This is a genomic window from Deltaproteobacteria bacterium, assembly GCA_013151235.1.
In the GTDB taxonomy this organism is placed as follows: domain Bacteria; phylum CG2-30-53-67; class CG2-30-53-67; order CG2-30-53-67; family CG2-30-53-67; genus JAADIO01.
Map to the genome: position 1 here is coordinate 17,216 of JAADIO010000006.1, position 20,242 is coordinate 37,457.

General features: G+C 54.4%; 16 protein-coding genes. 10 read left to right on the top strand and 6 right to left on the bottom strand.

The window, feature by feature from the left end:
- Positions 1-29: 29 nt before the first annotated feature.
- From GXP58_01570 to GXP58_01600, 7 genes are all read left to right on the top strand, one after another.
- Positions 30-3,014 (top strand): PDZ domain-containing protein, encoded by a 2,985-nt coding sequence (locus GXP58_01570; GenBank protein ID NOY52291.1) that lies wholly within the window; start codon positions 30-32, stop codon positions 3,012-3,014.
- A gap of 98 nt (positions 3,015-3,112) precedes the next feature.
- Positions 3,113-3,796, top strand: coding sequence for a hypothetical protein (locus GXP58_01575; GenBank protein ID NOY52292.1), 684 nt, complete (start codon positions 3,113-3,115; stop codon positions 3,794-3,796).
- A 282-nt stretch (positions 3,797-4,078) separates the two neighbouring features.
- On the top strand, positions 4,079-5,944 hold the full coding sequence (locus GXP58_01580; protein NOY52293.1) for a tetratricopeptide repeat protein: 1,866 nt from the start codon (positions 4,079-4,081) through the stop codon (positions 5,942-5,944).
- 99 nt (positions 5,945-6,043) lie between these two features.
- Positions 6,044-6,775 carry a 2-C-methyl-D-erythritol 4-phosphate cytidylyltransferase gene (gene ispD / locus GXP58_01585; GenBank protein NOY52294.1) on the top strand — a complete coding sequence of 244 codons (732 nt, stop codon included), beginning with the start codon at positions 6,044-6,046 and terminating at the stop codon, positions 6,773-6,775.
- The gene (locus tag GXP58_01590) at positions 6,753-7,229 is read left to right on the top strand and encodes a 2-C-methyl-D-erythritol 2,4-cyclodiphosphate synthase (protein NOY52295.1); all 477 of its coding nucleotides are present in this window, start codon (positions 6,753-6,755) and stop codon (positions 7,227-7,229) included. Before ispD ends, GXP58_01590 begins: the two co-directional genes overlap by 23 nt.
- A 33-nt stretch (positions 7,230-7,262) precedes the next feature.
- Positions 7,263-7,919 carry a serine O-acetyltransferase gene (gene cysE, locus GXP58_01595; protein ID NOY52296.1) on the top strand — a complete coding sequence of 219 codons (657 nt, stop codon included), beginning with the start codon at positions 7,263-7,265 and terminating at the stop codon, positions 7,917-7,919.
- Positions 7,920-7,926: 7 nt separating this feature from the next.
- Positions 7,927-9,129, top strand: coding sequence for a U32 family peptidase (locus GXP58_01600; GenBank protein NOY52297.1), 1,203 nt, complete (start codon positions 7,927-7,929; stop codon positions 9,127-9,129).
- Between the two features lie 8 nt (positions 9,130-9,137).
- Here the strand turns inward: GXP58_01600 and GXP58_01605 are convergent, their stop codons facing one another.
- The 4 genes from GXP58_01605 to GXP58_01620 all read right to left on the bottom strand — a co-directional run bounded on the left by GXP58_01605 (position 9,138) and on the right by GXP58_01620 (position 11,277).
- Positions 9,138-9,614, bottom strand: a complete 477-nt coding sequence (locus GXP58_01605) for a flavodoxin family protein (protein ID NOY52298.1) — start codon at positions 9,612-9,614, stop codon at positions 9,138-9,140.
- Between the two features lie 136 nt (positions 9,615-9,750).
- On the bottom strand, positions 9,751-10,029 hold the full coding sequence (locus GXP58_01610) for an integration host factor subunit beta (GenBank protein NOY52299.1): 279 nt from the start codon (positions 10,027-10,029) through the stop codon (positions 9,751-9,753).
- A gap of 220 nt (positions 10,030-10,249) precedes the next feature.
- Positions 10,250-10,801, bottom strand: coding sequence for a TlpA family protein disulfide reductase (locus GXP58_01615; protein NOY52300.1), 552 nt, complete (start codon positions 10,799-10,801; stop codon positions 10,250-10,252).
- Between the two features lie 11 nt (positions 10,802-10,812).
- Positions 10,813-11,277 (bottom strand): YbhB/YbcL family Raf kinase inhibitor-like protein, encoded by a 465-nt coding sequence (locus tag GXP58_01620; GenBank protein NOY52301.1) that lies wholly within the window; start codon positions 11,275-11,277, stop codon positions 10,813-10,815.
- A 290-nt stretch (positions 11,278-11,567) separates the two neighbouring features.
- Between GXP58_01620 and GXP58_01625 the strand changes: the two genes are divergently transcribed.
- Entirely contained in the window at positions 11,568-11,942 is a 375-nt protein-coding gene (locus GXP58_01625) for a hypothetical protein (protein ID NOY52302.1), read from the top strand.
- 146 nt (positions 11,943-12,088) lie between these two features.
- Here the strand turns inward: GXP58_01625 and GXP58_01630 are convergent, their stop codons facing one another.
- Both GXP58_01630 and GXP58_01635 read right to left on the bottom strand, forming a co-directional pair.
- A complete protein-coding gene (locus GXP58_01630) occupies positions 12,089-13,411 on the bottom strand; it encodes a DegQ family serine endoprotease (GenBank protein NOY52303.1) in 1,323 nt (440 codons plus the stop codon).
- Positions 13,412-13,846: 435 nt separating this feature from the next.
- Positions 13,847-14,302: a DUF4388 domain-containing protein gene (locus tag GXP58_01635; GenBank protein NOY52304.1), complete on the bottom strand. Its 456-nt coding sequence runs from the start codon at positions 14,300-14,302 to the stop codon at positions 13,847-13,849.
- Positions 14,303-14,526: 224 nt separating this feature from the next.
- Here GXP58_01635 and smc point away from each other — a divergent pair, with 224 nt between their 5' ends.
- Positions 14,527-18,117 carry a chromosome segregation protein SMC gene (smc, locus tag GXP58_01640; GenBank protein ID NOY52305.1) on the top strand — a complete coding sequence of 1,197 codons (3,591 nt, stop codon included), beginning with the start codon at positions 14,527-14,529 and terminating at the stop codon, positions 18,115-18,117.
- 58 nt (positions 18,118-18,175) lie between these two features.
- Positions 18,176-20,215 carry a response regulator gene (locus GXP58_01645; GenBank protein NOY52306.1) on the top strand — a complete coding sequence of 680 codons (2,040 nt, stop codon included), beginning with the start codon at positions 18,176-18,178 and terminating at the stop codon, positions 20,213-20,215.
- Positions 20,216-20,242: the final 27 nt, after the last annotated feature.

Genomic DNA, 20,242 nt, shown 5'->3' on the forward strand with positions numbered 1-20,242 from the left:
TCGGAAAAGATGAAAAATCGGGAGGTCTTATGATAAGATCGCTAAAAGCATCATTGATGATACTGATGATCCTCATGACCTGGAACCCTGCATCCGCCGAAGAAATTCCTTTGTACCGATTGAACGTGAGATTACTGCCCGGCATCCACACCATCGAGGGGCACGGCATCATCTCCGTGACCAGTGGGAACCGGTTCGAGATCGACCCGGCTCCTTTTTCCATGACCGGGTGGCGGCTGGACGGCAAGAAGATTGATTCCTTCGAAGCAGTCAACCGGAGACTCGCAGCGGATCCCGGCCCCCACGTCCTGGAATTCGATTACCGAAAAGTTTTCTCCGGTGAGGACGGGGAAAACGCTCTTAACCCGAAAGGGGTGATACTCCTCAGTCGGTGGTACCCGACAATTTCTCTCCGGAGCCGCTACAGGTTGACGGTAACCCTGCCCCGCTCCATGACCGCCGTCTCGGAAACGGAGTCGGTAAAAGAGAGCCTCGGCGAGAAGACCCGGACCGTCCGTTTCGTTTTCCCCCACGCCATCGGGGGGATTACCCTCGCTGCCGGTCCCTACAAGATCCGTCAAGAGCGGATCCACGGCATTACCTTGCGGGTTCTCTTCTTCGCGGAGGACGACACACTCGCCGGGCGCTACCTCGATCGGGCACGCCGTTACATCGAACTCTACGAGAAGATGCTCGGTCCATTTCCCTATCCGATTTTCTCCATCGTCGAAAACCGTTACCCCACCGGCTCTTCATTCCCGACCTACACCCTTCTCGGCGCTGCGGTCATCCGACTTCCCTTCATCCTCCAGACCTCCCTCGGACACGAGATCCTGCATCAGTGGTTCGGCAACAGCCTCTTCGTGAACAACGCTGAAGGAAACTGGTCCGAAGGATTAACGACCTACCTTGCCGATCACTGGTATAAGGCACAGGCAGGAAAGGGGGCGGCCTACCGGAAAAAGATCCTGACCGACTACCGCAACTATGTGACCAGGAAGAATGATTTTCCTCTCAAGGATTTCCGGGAACGCACGAACCGGGCCACGCAGGCCATAGGCTACGGGAAGGGGGCCATGTTCTTTCACATGCTCCGCAGAAAGGTCGGGGACGAGAAGTTCTTTGCCGGCCTGAAGGAGACGATTGCCGCGGAGAAATTCAAACGGCTCTTATGGCATGACCTCGAAAAACATTTTTCCACCGCCGCCGGAGAAGATCTTGCCCCCTTCTTCACACAGTGGCTCGAACGGAAGGGGGTTCCGGAGTTCCGGGTGAAAAACCCGAGGCTCCTTTACCGCAACGGGGCCTACCGGCTGAGTTTCGACCTCCGCCAGGAAGGAAAACCCTGGCGGTTCAAACTTCCCGTAACGGTCGTCACACCGGACGGCCGCAAGACTTACACATTCCCTGTCGAAGGTGCGACAGAACATTGGTCGCATACCTTCACCGAGAAACCTTCCCGGCTCATCATCGATCCGAACTACGACGTCATGCGGAGCCTGACGAAGGAGGAGACCCCGCAGGTTCTCTCCGGATTCCTCGGACGGCCGGGCTCCCTGGTCATTCTTCCCGATGAAGATTCCGATCTCTACAGGGATGCTGCAGACCTCTTCCGGCGAAAGGGCTTCAAGGTCATTCAGGCCAAAGAGGTCACCGAAGAAGATCTCAGGAACCACTCCGCCTTGATCTTCTCAAGGAAAAACCGGATCTATCAGCGCCTCTTCGCCGGTACGTCACTCCCCCGAGGCGACCTGGTCCTGAAAGTGACGGCCAATCCGCTGAACACGGAATTGACCGACGTCCTTGCAGGAGGAGATCGGCCCGGTTCCAGCCTCCCCGCCCTGAGAAAGATCTTTCACTACGGGAACGACGCCGAACTGGTCTTCCGCGACGGGCACGTCATCTCGCGTAAGGCCGGTACGGCGGAACAGGGGATCGTTGTCGACCTGGACCTTCATGTAGAGGCCGTTGAGCCGAAGAAGGACCTCGACCTGGATGCCGTCGTCACAAAAATCCGGGATCGGCGTCTTATCTTCATCGGAGAATCGCATACCGCATACGCCCATCATGTCGTGCAGCGTGAGATCATCCGGCGCATCTTTAAGGCCCGGAGGAAACTCATCATCGGCATGGAGATGTTTCAACGTCCCTACCAGGAATATCTCAATCAGTATATTCAGGGCAAAATCGACGAAGCGGAGATGCTCCGGAAAACGGAATACTTTTCCCGCTGGAAATATGAATATAACCTCTACCGGGACATCCTGCAGTATGCCCGGGCGAAGAAGATTCCCGTCATCGCTCTCAACCTGCGGGCGGAAATCATCCGCAAAGTCTCCCGCAAAGGGATCTCTTCTCTGACGCCCGATGAGGCCGAGGCCCTGCCGCGGGATATCGACATGACCAACCAGACCTACCGGCAATACATGCAGGAGATCTTCAAGGAACACCCCGAGGGAAAGAGTCAGGCTGCGGGCAAAACGGGGGCGCTTTTTGCTGATTTCTTCCAGTCCCAGGTCCTCTGGGATGAGACCATGGCCCACACGATTGCAGAAACCCTGCGAAAACACCCCGATACGCCGATGGTCGTCCTTGCCGGAAATGGTCACCTGCAATATTCCTGGGGGATCCCCGACCGGGTGCACCGGATCACCGGCATACGGGGAACGGTGATTTTAAACGATATCAATGACACCATTCGAAGAGACCTGGCCGACTACATACTTTTTCCCGATCCGATGAAAACGCCGGAGAGTCCGAAACTGATGGTCATGCTGTCAAAAAACAAAAACGGCATCGAAGTCGTAAAGATGCTGCGAAACGGTCCGGCCGACAAGGGCGGCATGCGGGAGGGAGATCTTATCTTAAAGATCGGAAAAGAAAAAATCCGGAAGATCGACGATGTTAAAATCGCGCTCCTCGGCAAGAAAAAGGGAGAAACCATTAAGGTAAAGATCCGGAGGAAACATCTATTCCTGGGAAGGAAGGAGACCCAACTGAAGGTCCATCTTTAAAGATTGGTTGGTTTTTTCGTCAAATTCCGTTATGATATAATTTGATCTCTTTGCACTGGGTTCTCCCCTCTTTGCCGGGCACAACACAAGGAATGTCCATGGAGTTTCACATTGAAAACCTGTTGCTGATTCTCGAATCGGTTCTGCTGGTCTTCACAATCATCCTGCTGCTCTACAGCATTCGGGAAGGAAGACACCGAGATGCCCTGATCGCGGAAGTCGGCCGGGCGACACGGATACTGACTCGGCAGGAATATTTCATGAACCTCACCGATGCCATGCTCGGGGCGAAGGAGGAGGTGATCGGGGCAATTACCGGAAGAACTCCCCAGAAAGAAGATGTCAAGAAAATTCATTCCATCGTCGCCCACATTGAGAAACTAGTCGAAAAAGGCGTCCACGTCGCCTACCTGATTCCTAAATTTCCCGATCGGCTCTATGTCGGATCCCATTACACCCGGGCCGGGGCGGACGTACGATACAGCAGTTGCCTCATGGTCCAGGACCTCCGTTACACTCTAATTGATCATCATCAGATCCTCCTCGGAGTGCCGGAAGGGACCGGCAACCAGGAAGCAACCAAAAAAGGGTACAACATCCCCTCCGAAGGGTTGGCGGCCATGCTGGAAGAGAACTTCTACAACTGTTGGGAACAAAGTCCCACTTACGAAGAATATGTCCGAGAGGTCCTGCAGGAAACCGGGGCCGACCCGAAGCTGTTGGCCCGGGAATTCCAGATCGATGAAAAAGAGATCGAACGAATCTCACGGGCCGGATCTTAAAGCACTCTACGGAACTAAAAAAACTTGCCCTTCTCTACCGAAACAACGAATAAGGGCGCAACCATGTGACCTGCAACCCGGTCTAAGTCTCCTCCAACCTCATCGTGGAGTCATCCGGAACGTCAGGCGCTTGGCGCTGCCGCCGGGGCTTGCCGACCTTGATTTCCTCGATCGAGAAATTTCCTCCAAATCCGAAAAGAATTTCTATTGTCACACTTTCCACAACTGTACTATGATAACAAGGAGAGTCTTTCCCATCACACTGCAAAGAACGGACCGATCATGTCCTCAAAAAACGATCAGGGAATTTCTCTGACGCTTGCACACTTCTCCTCGCCGCAGGTGGATCGGGCCGGTGATTATGTTTACCGGATTGCACAGCCAAACCGGGCGCTGGGCCGCCTTCCAGGGATCGAGGTAGTCGAGTTCTCCACCCTTTCCCGGCACAGGCTGCGTCTTTTGCTGGAAGCCGATGTTCTGATCATCAACCTGGTGGGAGATCCGGACCTTCTGCCGATTATCGCTGAACGGAAGACGGCCCGGAAACTGACGATCTATGAAATCAATGATTACTTCCCCGGGTTTCAGCCCTGGAACCCGGTCTATTACTTTTTCAAAGACCCGGAAAACCGAGCGATAATTCTTCAGTTGATTGGAACGTGCGATGCCGTTCAGGTAACTTGCCGTGAACTGGCTCGGCGCTTTGAACGGTACAACCCCAACATCTCCGTTTTCGAGAATCAGATGGAGCGGATCGGCTCTCTCAAAAAACCGGACACCCCCTTTCTCGTCGGCTGGGGAGGTTCCCACGGACATCTCGAAGATATGAAACGGATCGCTCCCCATCTGATCGGCTGGTTCCGTAAACATCCGGAGGCATGCCTTTCCATCATGGGGTCCCGGGAGATCTTCGATCTCTTCTGCGACCTGGATGAGGGACAGAAGGCCTATACACCGCCGGGCACCCTGGACGATTTCTATCGTTTCATCCAGACCCTCCATGTAGGGCTTGCCCCGCTTCTTCCGACGGACTACAATCTCTGCCGGTCCGATGTGAAGTTCCTTGAATACGGCGCCTTCGGAGCCGTTCCGGTCTGTGCCGACCTGGAACCGTACCATCATGTCATCGATGGAGAAACGGGTTTTCTCTTCCGTACACCGGAGGAACTCCCCCCTCTTCTGGACCGAATCACAGAAGATCCGGATCTGCGCCGACGGGTTGCAGCCCGTGCTCACGACTACGTTCAATCGGAGCGGATGGAATCCCTTCATGCTGCGGAGCGGTTGTCCTTTTACGTGGAGGAAGGGAGGCGTCTTGATCCGGACGGACGTTCCGGTCACCGGATCGAGTGGATCGCAGAAATCCCGGAAGCCCGGCGTGAAGAGAAATCGGGTTATATCCCTCTCGGTTTCACAACGGTGGAAAAGGATCTCTACAACGGTCTGGTTCACCAGTTTCAACATCAAAAGGTTACGGAGGCCGTAAAGTGTTTCAAAAGCGCCCGGGCCGCAGCGCCCGGCTTCTACCTGCCGAACCTCTATCTGGGAAATGCCCTGGAAGACTCCTCCCCGGAAAAGGCTGAAGCGGCCTATCGGGAGGCACTTACCTGCAATCCCTCCTCCTGTTTCACCGCCGCTCTTCTGGGCCGGGTCCGGCAAAAGCAGGGAAAGCATAACGAAGCCCTTGAAGCTTTCAGAGAATCCGCCCGAATTGCTCCACGCTATGCCCGGGCCTGGATGTCTCTTGCCCTGGCAGTGCAGTCTACGGGAGATGTATCCGCTGCACTGGCCAATCTGCAGCATTCCCTGGAGGCCAATCCCTACTATTCCCCCTCCTATACCCACCTGGGGCTCCTGCTTCTGCAGCAGAAGCGTAGAGGAGATGCCAGGAAGGCCTTTGAGTGTGCCTTGGCTCTCCACCCGGAATCGGTGGCGGACAACTTTTACCTGGGCAACATCCTGCTGGACGACGGGGAGCTGGAAGCGGCGGAACGGCTCTACCATCAGGCCCTCACTCTCCACCCGGAACTGGCCGCAGCGTATGTTAATCTCAGCCGGATCTACCACGCCCAGGGACGATCGGACGAAGCGGAAGCGGCCCGGGCGGAAGCTCTCCGGCTACAACCCGACCTGATGGGAAAAATATAACGATGAAGCTGTTTTACGTCGTGCACGACGTTGCCCCTTTCAAATCTGCAACCAGGATTTCAATTTTACTTCCCCCGACGAATCTGATATGATTTTTTCATGATTTCATCCACAGAGGGGAAGTGTATTGCCATTGTTCCCGCCGCCGGCGCCGGGACCCGGATGGGCGGACCTACGAAAAAACAGTTCCTCCGGCTGGCTGGGAAACCTATTTTGACACACACTTTGGAGAGACTGGAAAGCTGTCCGGAGATCGACGGCGTGATCCTTGTGGTCCCGTCGGAGGAGGTTCTCTTCTGTCGGGAAGAGATTGTTCAACCCTTCGGTCTGCAAAAGATCCTGTCGGTTCTCGTTGGAGGACGTGAGCGGCAGGATTCGGTCCGGACAGGCTTGCAGGCCCTGCCGGAATCAACGACGGTTGTGGTGATCCACGACGGGGTTCGCCCCTTTGCGGAAGTTCCCCTCTTCCGGCAGTGTATCGAAACCGCCCGGAAAGGCGTCGGGGCTGTCGTCGGCCTTCCCGTCGTGGAGACGATCAAATCGGTGGGCCCCAAACGGAGGGTTCTGCAAACCGTACCCCGGGAGAGACTCTGGTCCATTCAGACCCCCCAGGCCTTTCCCGCTTCCCTGCTTCACGAAGCCTACGACCGGGCAGGCCGGGAAGGGTTTTACGGAACGGACGATGCCTCCCTCGTGGAACGGATCGGGTACCCCGTGGAAGTTCTCAGGGGCAGTGAAAGCAACATCAAAATCACCTCTCCCGGAGATCTTCTCATGGGGGAGGTCATTCTGAAGGAGAGAACAGACCATGCGCATCGGACAGGGATATGATGCCCATCGGTTGACGGATGGCCGCAAACTGGTACTGGGAGGCGTTACCCTGCCCTTTGAGAGGGGATTGCTGGGGCACTCCGATGCGGATGTCCTGGTTCACTCCATCTGCGATGCCCTCCTGGGGGCGGCGGCAATGGGCGATCTCGGGACCCATTTTCCCGACACCGACGATGAGTACCAGGGCATCAGCAGTCTCGACCTTCTCTCCCGGGTCAACGAGATGTTGGAACGCTGCGGGTATCGAATCGGGAATATCGATGCCACGATCATCGCCGAGCGGCCCCGAATGATCGAGTTCATCCCCGCCATGCGGGAGAATATCTCGATCACCCTCGGGATCTATCCCTCGGAGGTGAACATCAAGGCGACCACCACGGAGGGAATGGGCTATACCGGAAAAGGCGAGGGGATCGCATCCATCGCCTCGGCCCTGATTCAAAAAACGGAGTAACCTCCATCGGCAACGAAAGGAATTTTCTTTCTGATGAAACAAACGTGGGAAAAAATCAAATCCGATTTTGATGCCGTCTTCGAGATGGACCCCGCGGCGACCAGCAAACTGGAAGTCCTCCTGACTTACTCCGGTTTCCACGCCGTTCTGGCCTATCGCTTCGCCCATTGGATCCATACCCGCCATGTCCCTTTCTTCCCCCGTGCGATCTCCCAGCTGGCCAAGTTCCTCACCGGTGTGGAGATCCATCCGGCTGCCCGGATCGGGAAACGTTTCTTTATCGACCACGGCATGGGGGTCGTGATCGGGGAAACCACGGAAATCGGCGACAACGTCACCCTCTACCAGGGAGTCACTCTCGGCGGTACCGGGAAGGAACACAAGAAGCGACACCCCACCCTGGGCGACAACGTCGTCGTAGGGGCGGGCGCCAAAATTTTGGGGAGCATGACCCTGGGGGACAATGTCAAGGTCGGCGCCAATGCTGTCGTCCTGACGCCGGTTCCTTCAAACTCAACGGTCATCGGCGTCCCCGGCAGGATTGTGAAGGTCGAGGGGGAAAAGGTCCGAAGCAGTCTCGATCACATTCACCTGCCCGACCCGATCATGGAACGCTTCCGGAATATGGAAAAAGAAATCGGAGAACTCAAAGAGAAATTAAAGGAGAAAGAGGCTTCTGAACAATCCTGACCCCACCCTGCCGGAACTCCTTGCGCCCGCCGGAAATCTCGAAAAACTCCGTTTTGCCCTTCACTACGGCGCCGATGCCGTTTACCTCGGCGGTGAATTCTTTAACCTCCGGGATCGGGCGGGGAATTTCACCCTTGATGAGATGGCCGAAGGGACGGACCTGGCCCACGGTCTGGGAAAAAAGGTCTATCTGGCTCTGAACGTCTTTCCCCATCATGACGATCTGGAGGCAATGGCCGTCTATCTCCCCGGGGTCGCCGCAACGGGTATCGATGCCGTCATCGTGGCGGATCCGGGGGTCTTCCGGCTTGTACAGCGGGTCCTTCCCGGAATGCCGATTCACATCAGCACTCAGGCCAACCTCATCAACGGCGATGCCGTTGCTTTCTGGGAGGACCAGGGGGCCCGCCGTGCCGTCCTGGCCCGGGAGCTACCCCTTGATGAAATCCGCTGGATCCGTCAATCCACAAATCTGGAATTAGAGGTTTTTGTCCACGGGGCGATGTGTATGGCCTATTCCGGACGCTGCCTTCTCTCCTCCTTTCTCACCGGCCGGGACGCCAACCGGGGTGACTGCGCCCAACCCTGCCGGTGGGAATATACCCTCCGTGAGGAGAAACGACCCGGCCAATCCTTCCCCATTATTGAAGAGGGAGAAAAAACTTACCTCCTCAACTCAAAGGACCTGAACCTCATCCGCCGGCTGCCGGAATTGATTGCAGCCGGCGTCAACAGTTTCAAGATCGAGGGGAGGATGAAGAGCCTTTACTATGTGGCCGCCGTCACGCGAGTCTACCGCCGTGCGCTGGATAGCTACCGGAAAAATCCAGCCGCTTATTGTTTTCGGGAAGAGTGGGAGGAAGAGTTGCAGAAAGTCAGCCACCGGCCTTACACAACGGGTTTTCTTTTACCGAAAGAGGAGACACGGCGGCAATTCACAACAGGCGCCGATTATATTCAACCGTACGATTTTGTGGGGATCGTCACGAAGATCGACGGACGGGAAGCTATGATCGAGGCCCGGAACAAGATCCGCCCCGGCGACCGAATCGAATGGATCGGTCCTGAGATGAAAATGTTCGAAACCGAAATAAAGCGTATGCAGGAGATCGACGGGACCCCCCTCTCCTGCGCACAGCCTCAGCAGACATTTGTCACCACGCCAGTGCCGCCCGTAGCCCCATTCTTCCTGCTTCGAAGAAAACGGTAATGAATCAATTATGCAAGCTTCCGGCAGAGTTCCGCCACCCGTCCCCCTAACTTGAAGCCGTTCTCCGAGGTCTCCGGATCAGGCGCCCCGACACAGGCGGTACCGTAGTGACCTGTGGCACTCATGGGATCTCCCACGAGGATCATCCCATAGATCATCATGCACTGAAGGATGGAAAAGATCGTGGTTTCCTTTCCGCCCGAGGCATGGCCGGAGGTGGTAAAGGCGGCCCCCACCTTGTTCTCCATCTTTTTGCGGATGCCGACAAAATCATCAAAGACCTTCTTCAGTTCCCAGGCCATGACACCAAAATAGACGGGCGACCCGGCAATCACCCCGGCGGAAGCAAGAAAATCCTCTTTCGTCACCTCCTCTGCACTTTTCAACAGCGCCGTTACCCCGGCGGATTCTACGCCCCGGGCGACCTCTTCCGCCAGTTTCTTTGTATTGCCCCCTTTGGAATAGTACACGATAAGCACCTGCATTTTTCGGGCTCCTTTCTTCAACGCCGGTCCAAGTTCTCCCAAAACCTATACGCCTGCATTTACACAAGAAACAACAAAAAACCCGGCGAACGGTTCACCGGGTCCTGAATTGTCCTGTAGAGAGACAACAATCCTTTCAACTGTCTACGCGAATCTTCAGTTCTTTTCCCGCTTTAAAAAAAGGGACTCGTTTAGCCGGAACCGCCACCATCTCACCGGTCTTCGGATTTCTTCCCTCGCGGGATTGCCTCTGTCGTATCTTAAAACTGCCGAATCCCCGCAACTCCACCTTGTCCCCCCGGGCCAGGGCATCTTTGATGCTTTCAAAGATGGTATTAACAATGACTTCCGTCTGCTTCTTGGTCAATCCGTTGATGTTTTCCACAACGGTTTCGACCAACTCTGCCTTGGTCATCTTTTCCTCCTTACCCTCTGTAATGGAGAAACCATCATGAACCCCATGCATCTCAGTATTTCGGCATCCTGACTTGATTTCTTTTTATTAATAATAACTTAGCATAGGCCCTCTTTTCTGTCAAGAAAAAATAATCCCGTTTTCCCAAACAAAACGGCAGGTTGTATGTCACGGGATCTTGTTTTACTACAGGAAAATGATGCAACAGTACGCAGAATAGCTATAACTTGGGCAAGAGTTCCTGAAGATAGGCAAGGGGTTTCCCTGTTGACCACTCTTCCGGTCCGATAATTTTATTTAAGATTTTGCCTTCAGGACTGATAATAAACGTCTCCGGCACCCCCGTCGTCTGATAGAGTCTGGCCGCCTTTTGCTGATCGTCGATGAACATGGGAAAGGTATAGCCCCGGCTCTTGCGAAACCGCTCCACCACACCGGCATCGTTGTCGACACTAACGGCCAGGATATGGAAAGGTTTCCCTTGCATCAGTTTATAAAGACGCTCAATGGACGGCATTTCCTCACGGCAGGGGGGACACCAGGTCGCCCAGAAATTCAGGAAAACCAGGCTGCCGCGGAAATCCGAGAGGGAAACCTCCTTCCCCTCAAGGTCACGGACGGTAAAATCGGGGGCCTGTATCTCCGCAGACGCAGGACCTTTGCTGATCTGTCTCCTTTCGCCATGGCGGCCTCCCTCCTGAACCATATACGCAAGGACAAGCCCGGCAATGAAGAGCAATGGGATGATAATTTTCTTTCGAGTCAAAGCCATTGGATCCGTCCTTATCGTAAACGTTTATAACGGCCGATCAGGACCGTTTCTCCAAGTATGTGTCCTTCCATCGCATGTAACAACGCCGATCTGTTCGCGCCGGGAGGCAGATCGAGCCTGCTGTCCAGCGCATATAACTTGAAATAATAACGGTGCGTTCCGGCCGGCGGGCAGGGACCGCCGTAACCGACCCGTCTGAAATCGTTGATCCCCTCGCAGGTACCATCGGCAAGCTGTCCTTGTGCCGGAATCGCTTCCGGAAATCCCCTGCTTTTCGCCGGAATATTATAGACCACCCAGTGGACCCACATCCCGGCCGGAGCATCGGGGTCCTCACAGATCAGGGCATACGACTCGGTCCCCGGAGGCGGGGAACGCCATGACAAAACGGGAGAGATGTTTTCTCCGTCACAGGTATACCGGGGAGGAATCATCTTTTCCTGCTGAAAAACCGGGCTGGTGATCTCAAATGCCATGGCGGCACCTCCCCTCTCCCAAACGCCGGCGCCCGGAAAACAGAGGAGATAAAAGACCGCAAGAAAAAACCATTTTCTGTTCATTACGGCACCTCATCGCCCCTCCCCGGATTTTAACCGGTCGGGACGCTCATATATATACTTTAAATCAATCTTTCTGTCCATGAAAAATGATGGATTCTTTCCGGTCCCTTATGAATAAAAAGGCCGCTCCCTTCGTATGCCTTGATAGAGATAAGACGGGAACGCCGAAATCGTTGAGTAATGAACTATCGAAAGGAGGGGAAATTATGACACGAATTACATCCATTTTGATCATGGCGCTGTTCATCACAACCCTGGCCGTATCGCCGGCCACAGCAGGAAACAGGAGCCGGCATCGTTGGCAGGGAGTAGCGATCGGTGCCGCATCAATGTTTTTATTGAACCACCTGATCGGCGCCCCGCCCGCCTACGGCCGGCCAGCCTGCCGGACAACCGTCCGGTATGTGGAGGTCCCTCCCCCGCCGGGGCATTATGAAAAACGGTGGGTCCCACGGGAGCGTTGGGAACGGTTCTGGGTCCCCGGACACTATACACGCCGAGGCCGTTACATCGAAGGGCACTACGAACAGGAGTCTATCGATGACGGCGGATGGGAAAGCATCTGGGTCCCGGGATACTAAGGGGTCCTGTTCGCAAGTCCTGTGACGCACCGAGAGAGTTGCAGGACGGCCTCATCAAGGCGTGCGAGAAAGTACACCCCTGTGGTACGATGAGGGAGCACAACAAGAGGAGGCCGCCCTGCGGCACTCAAATGCCGTTATCATGATTATTTTTTCTCACCTCGGACGGCAAAGTAAAGTGTGTTCGCTCCCCGTTTGACCCAGAAGAGCGAGGGCTCACCCTTCTTCTTCAAGCTCAGAGCCTTCCGATAGTCCTGAATCGTTCGGACCGGTTTCTGATTCACCTCCTGAATGATATCTCCCCGCCGGATCCCGGCCTCCGCTCCCGGACTGTATCGCTCCACATCGACGACGACAACCCCTTCATTCGTCTGCAGATCAAAATAATCGGCCAGTTCCGGTGTGATTCCCTGGACCTTGATCCCCAGATCACCGACGCTTTCCACTGCCTGCTGCACGGTCTTTTTCTCCTGCAATTTTCCGATTTTTACGACAAGGGTCTTGCTTTTCCCTTTGCGCAGCAAAACAACCTCGACTTTTTTCCCGACGGGTGTGGAGGCAACCAGCGAAGGGAGATCCCGCATCTTGCCGATCTTTTTCCCATCGAACTTGATGATCACATCCCCTCGCTCCAATCCGGCTTTTTCCGCCGGTCCCCCTTTGACGATATTCGCAACAAGGGCACCGTCGATATTCTTCAGATTCATACTCTCGGCAAGATCGGGGGTGATGTGCTGAACCATCACACCCAGCCATCCCCGGGTCACACTCCCCTTCTCTTTCAATTGCGGCAGGATCTTCATGGCCACATTGATGGGGATGGCAAACCCGATCCCCTGTCCACCGGCCACGATGGCCGTGTTAATGCCGATCACCTCTCCATGGACGTTGAAAAGGGGACCCCCGCTGTTGCCGGGGTTGATGGAGGCATCGGTCTGGATAAAGTTATCATAAGGACCGGATCCGATGACACGCCCCTTGGCGCTGACGATACCGGCCGTCACGGTCTGTTCCAGGCCGAAGGGGTTGCCGATGGCCACCACCCATTCGCCGATCTGGAGCTTGTCGGAATCCCCGATATTCACCACCGGCAGATCATCTTTATCGTCGATCTTGATCAAGGCGATATCGGTCTTCGGGTCACGCCCGATCAATTTGGCTTTAAACTCCTTTTCATTGGAGAGCTTGACCGTAATCTCCGTCGCGTTTTCGATGACATGGTTGTTCGTCAGGATATATCCCGCCTTATCGATAATGAAACCGGAGCCTAAGCTTTTCGATTTAAACTCATGGGGCGGCTGATCCCCGAAAAATCTCCGGAAAAAATCATCGCCGAAAAAATCATCCAGCGGGTTCCGGCCCTGCCTCATCCGGGGGTGGTTAAAGCCCCCCTGTTTCACCACCTGCGTTGTACTGATATTCACCACAGCGGGCTTTTCCTTCTTGACCAGCTCGACGAAAGAGACCATCCCCGTCGACCGGACCGGGACCGGGTGGGAGATCAGGGGCTTCACCACGGTATTCGCCAAAGGAGGGGCCGCCTTGTGAGGCTTGAAAAAATCAAAGGCCGCACCGGCAGGTTTGATCCAGCCCGGATAAGCGGAGATCAACAATCCGCACAGAAAGGACAGAACAATAGCCGCAAGGAAGGTTGTCCTTTTTTGATTACCCATCGTATGGTACCTCCATGAGGATGTTAAAAGATCCGGCCTGCTCCCTGCTGCAATCAGGAATGAGGATGCCGGGGATGTTATGAAACTTTATGTAGATATCGCAAAATAGATCTTTTGACAATCTTTTTTTTCAACCCGCGTGGAAGGAAAACTCGGAAGCGAATAAAAAAAACTGCCCGCGAAAATTCACGGGCAGATCCTTTTTCAGACACAAACAATTATGGATGATCCCTAATCGACGGCCATCCGGTCGATAATATCGGTGAGGCTGACATGGATATCATCGGAGGCAACAACCTCTTTTTCCTGGAAGGTAAAACAGACGTTCTTCCAGGTACTGAAATCCTGGATGGCCGAAAAGATCTGCTCCTTGACCATGGTCTGGATACAATAATTATCGACTTTCCCGTTTTCGACAAAGATCTTGCCGATTTTGCCGCTTTCCGGGTTGGTCCTCTGCTTATGCAGAGAGTGTTCAACATCCTGTAACGTAACCATTCCTTTCAAAACGAGGAGATCTCCGATGGCCGTTGAACTCGGCGCATCGGAATCAACGATATTGCCGTTGAGAAACCGCAGCGTCCCCTTCCCCCGTTCCGTCTCCAAAGTCAGTTCGCCTGTTTTCTGTTGCAAAGAGGTGATCAAGAGTATATCTTCCAGTGTGTATCCGTCAGCGAAATGGGCCATCTTTCCCTCCTCCCGTTATCCTCAATCCCTAAAATCATTATTTCATCCTTTTTCGGATATGTCAAAATATTTATTTCAAAACAATGACATAAAGAATGAAAAAATCCAATACAAGATATTGTGGTATTTGCCATGATGGAATCATCTTGTTGTATTTTTATCTTTACTTTGCTCCGGCTTTTATGTTATAGATCCATGCAAAATCACAGACAGGGAGACCGGCCATGCGATTTAAAAGCATCGAGGTTACGGGTTTTAAATCCTTCGCGGAAAGGACGAAAGTCAATTTCCAGCGGGGGATTACCGCTATTGTCGGCCCCAACGGGTGCGGAAAGAGTAATGTTTCCGATGCAATCCGGTGGGTGCTGGGCGAACAAAGTGCCAAACAGATCCGCGGGGAGAAGATGGAGGATCTCATCTTCAGCGGCACCCGTTCCCGGGCCCCCATGGGAATGGCGGAAGTCAACCTCGTGGTCACGGATCTCGACCCGAACGCGACGAATGACTTCTCCGTCTTTGATGAGATCCAGATCACGCGGCGCTACTACCGATCCGGAGACAGCGAATACCTGATCAACCGGATCCCCTGCCGGCTGAGCGATATCCGGGAACTCTTCATGGATACCGGAATGGGAGCCAAGGCCTATTCGATTATCAGCCAGGAGAGCATCACCTCCATCCTGAATGCAAAACCGAAGGAACGGCGGTACCTCTTTGAAGAGGCCGCCGGCATCTCCAAATACAAGGCACGAAAAGATGAAGCCCTCCGCAAACTGGAACGGACACAGGACAACCTCTCCCGGGTCCGGGATATCATCGCGGAGGTTACCCGCCAGAGAAATTCCCTGAACCGTCAGGCGAAAAAGGCCGAACGGTACAAAAAATACAGAAAGGAAATCCGTGAAGTGGAACTTCACCTCTCCTCTCACGATTATGCCTCCCTGCAGGAAGAGTGGAACAACCTGGAAAAACAGTTTGCGGAAAACAAGCGGCAGGAAACGGAGCTGCTGACCCTCTCCACGGCCAAGGAGACACAGATTGAAGACCTGGAGCTGGACGTACTGGACCGGGAGAAAGCGTTGGGTGTGCTGCGGGATGAGGTTCGGGAGGTTGAGTCGAAGATTACCGCTGAAGAGAACCGAATCGAAGTATTAAACGGAAATATCGCGCACCTTTTCTCCACGACGGAAGGAGCAGAAAAAGAGATCCGTCGGTTGCAGGAAGAGATCATCGAGATAGAGAAAAACATCGCCCGCTTAGAGGACGAACGACGCGTCCTTGCCGCAAGAAACGCCGAGCAGGAAGAGACCCTCCGGGAAAAGCTGAATGCCTGTGATGCCCGCCGGGCCGTCCGTGATGAAAAGGAACAGGTCCTGGAAAACGAGAAAAACCGTCTCTTTGAATTAAAACAGCAGATCAGCGTTCTGCAAAACCGGATCGAAAACCTGATACAGCGGCAGGAGACGCTGATCGAGGAGCACCGCGGCTATGACCGGAACCGGACGGAACAGATGGAACTCCTCGCCGGGAATCGCCGGCGCCTTACCGAAAAAGAGGAGAACCTCCGGACGAAGAAAGACCGGATGGAAGCCGTACGCAGCGAATACGATGCCATTCTCCATCACCTTGAAGAAAAGCAGGAGTCTCTATCGGTCGTCATGGAAACCGTTTCCCGACTTCGGGAACAGATCGGCCAGGAGAACTCCCGGCTGGAGACCCTGCAGGAACTTCAGGAAAACATGGAGGACTATGATGACGGGATCCGGACTCTTGTCCGGGAGACATCGACGGCGGAAAACACTGATCTGCCCCACTTTCACTCCTTTGTGGCGGACCTCTTCGAGTCCGATCCGAAAGTGGAAACCGCCATCGAAGCCGCAATCAGTAACCGTTATCAGAGCCTTGTGATCGATGATCTGGACGATGCCCTCCGTTCCGTCGCCCACCTGAAGAAGCATCAGATCGGCCGGGGCTCCTTCATCCCGTTACAACCGAAGCTCAGGGAACGCGCTCCCTTCGTCCCCCGGGAAGGAGCGGGGATCGTCGGCGAGGCACTTCAACTGGTTCGGTTTGCTCCTGAATACCGCGGCGTCGCGGAGTACCTGCTGGGTGATGTCGTCGTTATGGAAAACCTGGATCAGGCGGTCTCCCTCTTCCGGACGAACGGTTTCCGCCGTACCCTGGTAACGCTGAACGGAGAGATCCTTGATCCGTCAGGTGCGATCGAAGGGGGGATCTCCCGACAGAAGGGGGGTGGTTTTATCCGTCGGAAACGGGAAATCCGGGAACTCACTCATTCCCTGGCGTCTCTGAAAACCCGGTTGCAACAGGCGGTTGAAGAACGGGACGGATTGCAGCAGGAAATTGCCGCAATCCGGCAACAAAAGGGAGAGCTTTTTGCAACCCTGGAAAAGATGGAACAAGCCGACCGGGAAGAAGAAAAAGAAATTGCCTCTCTCCATCATGAAGCGGAATATCTCGAACGCAAGATCGAGAGTCTCGCCCGGGAGGATGAAATAAGATCCCGGGAGATTGAATCGATCCGGGAACATCTTGCTCTCCTGCGGAGCGAAGGAGAAACATTGGAGGAGAAACAGAAACTGCTGGAATCCTCCACAGCGGCCCTGCTGCAAGAGATCGGAGAATTACGGGCCGGAATCGAAGAACAGCGGAAAACCATTACCGAGGCACGCATCAAAATCGCAGCGGACCGGGAACGAAATGCTTCTCTGGATTCCCATGCCGAGAACAGCCGCCGGAACCTTGAAAATCTTCGGAACCTGATCACTGCCCGTCGCCGGGAAATTGAAGAGGCTCAAAGGCGAATCGTCCAGGTCAAAGAGGAAAAGACGGCCACCGAAACGAAAATCCATCACCTCATCGACAAACAGGAAGAAGTCCGCACCCGCCTTGCAGCGGAACAGGATCTCTTCGAAAACAGACGGGACGAATTGCACGGAGAACAGGAGGCCTTCAAGGAGTTACGCCGCCGAACGGAAACGCTCACCCGGGACATCTATAACCTGGGTGTCCGCCGGACGGAACAGTCAATGAAAATGGAACAGTTGCACGCAAAGATTGAGGAACGATATCAGATCGACCTGGAAGAGATTTTCTCCTCTTATCAGGAAAAAGAACTCGATCGGCCCGTGGCCGCTGAACGGTTGGATGAATTAAACCGGAAGATCGACCAGATGGGTGCCGTCAACATCATGGCCATTGAGGAATTTAATGAGCTTCAGGAACGTTTTGATTTTCTGAGCGAACAGGAGACAGACCTGCAGGAATCGGTCAACAGCCTGATGGCCGCCATACGGAAGATCAACCGGACCTCGCGGCAACGTTTCCAGGAAGCCTTCGATGCCATCAACGAAAAATTCAAAACGGTTTTTACAACCCTGTTTCAGGGAGGGCAGGCGGAGCTGAAACTGGATGCCGGAGAAGATGTGCTGGATGCAGGAATTGACATTATCGTACAACCTCCCGGGAAAAAGCTGCAACAACTCTCCCTTCTTTCCGGCGGAGAAAAAGCATTGACCGCCGTGGCACTCATTTTTGCAGGTTTTCTCGTTAAACCGAGCCCTTTTTGTCTGCTGGATGAGGTTGATGCTCCCATGGATGACACCAATGTCAACCGGTACACGGAGATGATCAAGGAGATGAGCGAGAAGACCCAATTCATCGTTATTACCCATAACAAAAATACGATGGAACAAGCGGACGCTCTCTACGGTATTACCATGCAGGAACCCGGGGTCTCCAAGATGGTTTCCGTCCGGTTCAACGACGGGCACGAGGCACAGATGACTGCATAGTCGTGTTTTCTGTTGGGAGGCCCGCCATCCAGAAACCCTTTGGGAACTCCATACAACCATGGACTCCGGCAAGCATCTACACCGAGGCTCAAACCTTTCCGATCTTCAAAATCGTCTTTACGCCGAACAGGTAGAACAGATTGAGAAGGTCTTTCCCCTCGGACTGCTGGCAACCCTGATCAACGCCACGGTTCTCGTAGTTCTTTTCTGGGAAGTGACGTCCCACATCCGGTTACCTGTCTGGTTTTTCATGATTCTGGTCCTGACGATCCTGCGGCACCCGAAGATCTATCAGAAACACCCGCTCCTGTCGGGGCCCTCTTCCCTCCTCTTCCGCGGCAGAATTCTAATGATCGGCGCCGGACTCTCCGGGATCCTCTGGGGGTCCACGGCGATCTTTCTCTTCCCGGAAAACTCTCTGGTACACCAGACCTTTCTCGCCTTCATTCTGGGCGGCATGGTCGCGGGTGCAGCAGGGGCCTATTCCGTCCTGATGCCGGTATTCTTCTCTTTCAGTTTCCCGGCCCTGGTCCCCTTGATCATCCGGTTTTTTATTCTCGGCGGGAAATTCCATTTCTCCATGGGGGGAGTGCTCTTACTCTTTGCACTGATCATGTGGGGAACGGCGAAACGATACAATCAAACTTCCACGAACAATTTTGCCCTTCGTCTCCGGAACAGCGATCTCGTCACGGTCCTTGCGGAATCGAAGGACCGGGCGGAAAAGTTCAACGAGGAACTGCAACAGGAAATTCAGACGCGAAAAGTTGCGGAAGAGGAACTGAAAAAACAGGAAGAACAACTGGCCGACCTGGTGGAAGAGCGCACAGCAGAACTGGTTGAGGCTCACCGGGAACTACAAAAGGAATTTGACGAACGGAAACGGTTGGAACTGGAACTGATCAAATCAGCCAAACTGGAATCCCTCGGTGTGCTTGCGGGCGGCATTGCACACGATTTCAATAACCTTCTGACGGGGATTCAGGGGAACATCTCTCTGGCGACTCTCGACGCAGTTCCCGGCAGTCCGCAGGAATCGACGCTGAAGGAGGCGGACAAGGCCTGCACACGGGCCACGTCTCTGACCCATCAATTGCTGACCTTCTCCAAAGGAGGAAACCCGGTCAAGACCACTCTCCACATCAACGAAATCATCACGGAAACGGCCGGATTCGTCCTGCGGGGCTCCAACGTGAAGTGTGTCTATCATCTGCCCGAGGATCTCTGGAATGTGGAAGCCGATGAAGGGCAGATCGGGCAGGTCATCCAGAACCTGGTGATTAACGCCGATCATGCCATGCCGAAGGGAGGGACCCTGAACGTCCGGGGGGAAAACATCCATCTCGACCAGGAGAACCCAAACGGTCTGCCGGAAGGAAACTATATCCGGATCACCTTCCGGGATGAGGGATGTGGAATCGACGGGGAGGATCTATCCCGGATCTTCGATCCCTACTTTACGACCCGGGAAGGGGGAAATGGTCTCGGCCTCAGCTCCGCCTATTCAATTCTACAGAAACATGGCGGCAGCATCACCGTGAGATCCGAACCCGGAAAAGGCGCAACCTTTGCGATCCTGCTGCCGGCTTCCATGAAGAAGGAGCTTCCAACCCAGCCGGAACGAGGGAGTTTGTCCGTCGGTTCGGGACGGATACTGGTCATGGATGACGAAGAACTCATCCGCAAAACCTTAAGCCGGATGCTGGAAAAACTTGGATATAAAACGGACGGCGTCGGCAATGGAACGGAAGCTCTCGAATCCTACCGGAAGGCCCTGCAGGAGGGGAACCCCTACCGTGCCGTCATCATGGACCTCACCATCCCCGGCGGCATGGGCGGCAAGGAGGCCGTCCGGAAACTGCTCAAGATCGATCCCGGAGCAAAGGTCATCGTCTCCAGTGGTTATTCACAGGATGAGATCCTCGCAGAGTATCGTCGTTACGGTTTCTCCGGGATCATGACGAAGCCTTATGAGACCCGGAAACTGTCCGGAGTGCTCGAAAGGGTTCTGCAGGACTCCTCCGCTCCGGTCACCGCCGAACCTGAAGATCATCATCGTCAGTCGCAGTCTTTCCCGGATGATCCGTATCAGTCATGATTGCCCCCCCCGGCTTTTCATCGGGAC